Raw genomic sequence first — 3625 nt, 5'->3', positions numbered from 1 at the left:
TGCAGCAGCAGGGGACCGCACGGGCTCCCGCTGCCCCGGCCGCCCCGGCCGCTCCCGGTGCGTCCCCGGTGCCCGCTGTCCCTGCCCCGGCCGCTCCTGGTGCGCCGGCCGTCCCCGCCCCGGCCGCTCCCGCCGCTCCGGCGCCGGCGGGCTGACCCCGTCGGCTCGCCGAGGGGTGAACGGCGCCGTTCTGACGTCTGACGCCAGGAACGTGCCGTTGCTGCCGCGGGTCCGTGGGGTGGGCCGACGATTGAACGGCGCCGTCCTGACGTCTGACAACAGGAACGTGCCGTTGCTGCCGCGGGGCCGTGGGGTGGGCCGACGAGTGAACGGCGCCGTTCTGACGTCTGACGTCAGGAACGTGCCGTTGCTGCCACGCCGCGGGGTGCCACGCAGAGGAGGGGCCGGGCCGCTCAGCCCTCGCAGATCCGCCGCAGCGTCTCCAGGTCCCCCGCGACCACGGCCGCGTCGGCGGCGACGTCCTCGTCGGTCGTCCCCACGCGGCGGCGGACGGTGAACACCACCTCCGCGCCGTCGTCGTGGGGGAGGACGCGCATCGGGTTGAGCACCTCGGTGCCGTCGGGCATGCGGACGACGTGGTCGAGGACCCCGAGGTCGTTTCCCGCCGCGAAGCGCACCACCACGTCGCCGAACGGGGACGACGCGTGCCAGGACCCGTCGTCGCGCGGGGTCACCGATGCGGACGCCAGCCCGGACGCCCACTCCACGAGGTGACGCGGGTCCGCGGCGTACTCGTAGACCTCCCGCCACGGGCGTGCGATCACCCGCGAGACGTGCCGGGTCCCGGCGTCGGTGTCCGGAGACGTCACGGCGCACGATCCTGCCAGGCCCGCCCCTGCGCCCGGTGCGCACCGGGACCACGATCGGGACCGTGACACGACGCGCCACCGTGGTCGGGGCCGGGATGGTCGGCCTCGCCGCGGCCTCCCGGCTGCTGGACCGGGGCTGGCGGGTCACGGTGCTCGCCGACCGGCCCACCGCCGAGTCCACCTCCCACCTCGCCGCGGCCGTCTGGTTCCCGACGCGCGCCGACCCCCGCGACCGCGTGCTCGCCTGGGGCTCGGCGACCTTCACCGAGCTCGCCGACCAGGCTCGTCGCGGGGTCCCCGGCGTGGTCATGCGCGAGAGCCTCACGCTGCACCGCGCGGACCCCGGGCGGCCGTGGTGGACCGCTGCGCTCGGGGACCTGCGCCCGGCGCGCCCCGACGAGCTCCCGCCCGGCTACGCCCACGGCCTGCGCTTCGCGGTCCCGCTCGTCGAGATGCCGGTCCACCTGCCCTGGCTGGCCGCCGACGTCGCGGAGCGCGGCGCGCGCTTCGTCACCCGCCGCCTCGACCGGCTCGACGAGGCCGCCGGCGCCGCCGACCCCGCCCACCCGGCCGACCTCGTCGTCGCGGCACCGGGCCTCGCAGCGCGCACGCTCGTGCCCGACGACGCCGTGGTCCCGGTGCGCGGGCAGATCGTGCGCGTCGCCAACCCCGGGCTCACGCTGTCGGTCCGCGACGAGGAGCACCCCGGCGGGCGGGCCTACGTCCACCCGCGGGCCGACGACGTGATCCTCGGCGGCACCCTCGACGAGGGCGCCTGGGACACCGCGCCGGACCCGGCCACGGCCGCGGCGATCGTCGCGCGCTGCACCGACCTCGTCCCGGCGCTGGCGCACGCGACGGTGCTGGGCACGGTCGCCGGCCTGCGCCCGGCGCGCCCGACGGTGCGCCTGGAGCGCGGGACCCTCGCCGACGGCACCCCGGTGATCCACGACTACGGGCACGGCGGCTCCGGGATCACCCTGGCCTGGGGGTGCGCCGACGAGGTCGTGCGACGGGCCGACGACCTCGGGCCCACCTAGCCTGGGACCCACGGTCCCAGGAAGACGGGTCCCTCGCCGCGGCGGCGCCGGCGGCGCACCGTGGAGCCGTACCCCGATCACGACGGAAGGCGATCATGCCTGCTCTCCCCGCCCACGACCTCCCCGGCGGCACCGCTCCCCTGGGCGACCTCGAGGTCACCCGCGTCGGCTACGGCGCGATGCAGCTCGCCGGGCCCGGTGTCTTCGGCCCGCCCAAGGACCGCGACGAGGCGATCCGGGTGCTGCGCACGGTCGTCGACCTCGGCATCAACCACATCGACACCTCGGACTTCTACGGCCCGTTCGTCACGAACGAGATCCTCCGCGAGGCCCTCGCGCCGTACCCGGAGAACCTCGTCCTGGTCACCAAGGTCGGCGCCCGCCGCGACGACCAGGGCGGCTGGCCGCCGGCGCTCGGGCCCGACGAGCTGCGCACCGCCGTGCACGACAACCTGCGCCACCTCGGCGTGGACGCCCTCGACGTCGTCAACCTGCGCCTCGAGGCCGACCACGACGACCACATGGGGCCGATGCCCCAGCCGGTGGCCGAGCGGTACGGGGTGCTCGCCGACCTGCAGCAGCAGGGCCTGATCCGCCACCTCGGGATCAGCACCGCCTCCGCCGATCAGGTCGCCGAGGCGCAGACGGTGGCCCCGGTGGTCTGTGTGCAGAACGCCTACAACCTCGCGCACCGCGAGGACGACGCGCTCGTGGACTCCCTCGCCGAGCAGGGGATCGCCTACGTCCCGTACTTCCCGCTGGGCGGCTTCTCGCCGCTGCAGTCGCAGACCCTCGACGACGTGGCGAAGCGGCTCGACGCGAGCCGGATGGCGGTGGCGCTGGCGTGGCTGCTGCAGCGCTCGCCGAACATCCTGCTCATCCCCGGGACGTCGTCGGTCGAGCACCTGCGCGAGAACGTCGCCGGCGCGGGCCTCGAGCTGCCCGCGGACGCGGTCGCGGAGCTGGACGGCATCGGACGCTGACCGTGGCCGGGCCCGCCGCGGACGGCGGCGGGTCCGGATTGCGGGCGCCCGCCCGTGGTGGCAGCGTTCCCGTCGACGGTTGACCTCCCCAGCCGGACCCTCCGCCGCCCCGCCGGGCGACACCAGGACGTCCCTCCCGGAGGTCTCCCGTGGAGATGCCCCGGCCCCTCGCGGCCGCCCTGCGCCGCTGGCCGCTCGCCCGCCAGGTCACCGGACCCGACCCGCTCGGTCGCGGCGCCGCGGTGCGCTCGAACGCGCCCGACCCGTGGCGCGCGCGCACCGAGGACGCCGACACCGTGACGCGGTCGGTCTGCCCGTTCTGCGCGGTCGGCTGCGGGCAGCGCATCTACTCGAAGGACGGCCGGGTCACCCACATCGAGGGCGACCCGGACTCGCCGATCAGCCGCGGCCGGCTCTGCCCCCGCGGGTCCTCGAGCCTCTCGCTGGTCACCTCGCCGTCACGGGTCACGAAGGTGCGCTACCGGCGCCCCGGCGGGACCGACTGGGAGGACCTCGACCTCGACACGGCGATGGACATGATCGCCGACCGCGTCGTCGACACCCGCGCCCGGACCTGGCAGGACACCGACGCCGAGGGCCGCGTGCTCAACCGCACGCTGGGCCTGGCCCACCTCGGCGGGGCGACGCTGGACAACGAGGAGAACTACCTCCTCAAGAAGCTCTACACCGCGCTCGGCGCCGTCCAGGTGGAGAACCAGGCGCGCATTTGACACAGCTCCACCGTCCCCGGTCTGGGGACCAGCTTCGGTCG

3 protein-coding genes and 1 pseudogene are annotated in these 3625 nt (G+C 76.0%); 3 read left to right on the top strand and 1 reads right to left on the bottom strand.

Features of this window, described 5'->3' with window-relative positions; genetic code table 11:
* Nucleotides 1–413: 413 nt before the first annotated feature.
* On the bottom strand, nt 414–830 hold the full coding sequence (locus tag AC0CYZ_RS23515) for an SRPBCC family protein (protein ID WP_472219827.1): 417 nt from the start codon (nt 828–830) through the stop codon (nt 414–416).
* Between the two features lie 62 nt (nt 831–892).
* Here AC0CYZ_RS23515 and AC0CYZ_RS23510 point away from each other — a divergent pair, with 62 nt between their 5' ends.
* The 3 genes and pseudogenes from AC0CYZ_RS23510 to AC0CYZ_RS23500 form a co-directional block, all read left to right on the top strand.
* Nucleotides 893–1870, top strand: a complete 978-nt coding sequence (locus AC0CYZ_RS23510) for an FAD-dependent oxidoreductase (RefSeq protein ID WP_472219825.1) — start codon at nt 893–895, stop codon at nt 1868–1870.
* Nucleotides 1871–1965: 95 nt separating this feature from the next.
* Entirely contained in the window at nt 1966–2853 is an 888-nt protein-coding gene (locus AC0CYZ_RS23505; protein ID WP_472219823.1) for an oxidoreductase, read from the top strand.
* A gap of 155 nt (nt 2854–3008) precedes the next feature.
* Nucleotides 3009–3581, top strand: a pseudogene (locus tag AC0CYZ_RS23500) (formate dehydrogenase); the annotation flags it as partial.
* Nucleotides 3582–3625 lie beyond the last annotated feature (44 nt).

The sequence above is a fragment of the Actinomycetospora sp. genome (assembly GCF_055612215.1).
This window is presented reverse-complemented; position numbering and strand designations above follow the sequence as displayed.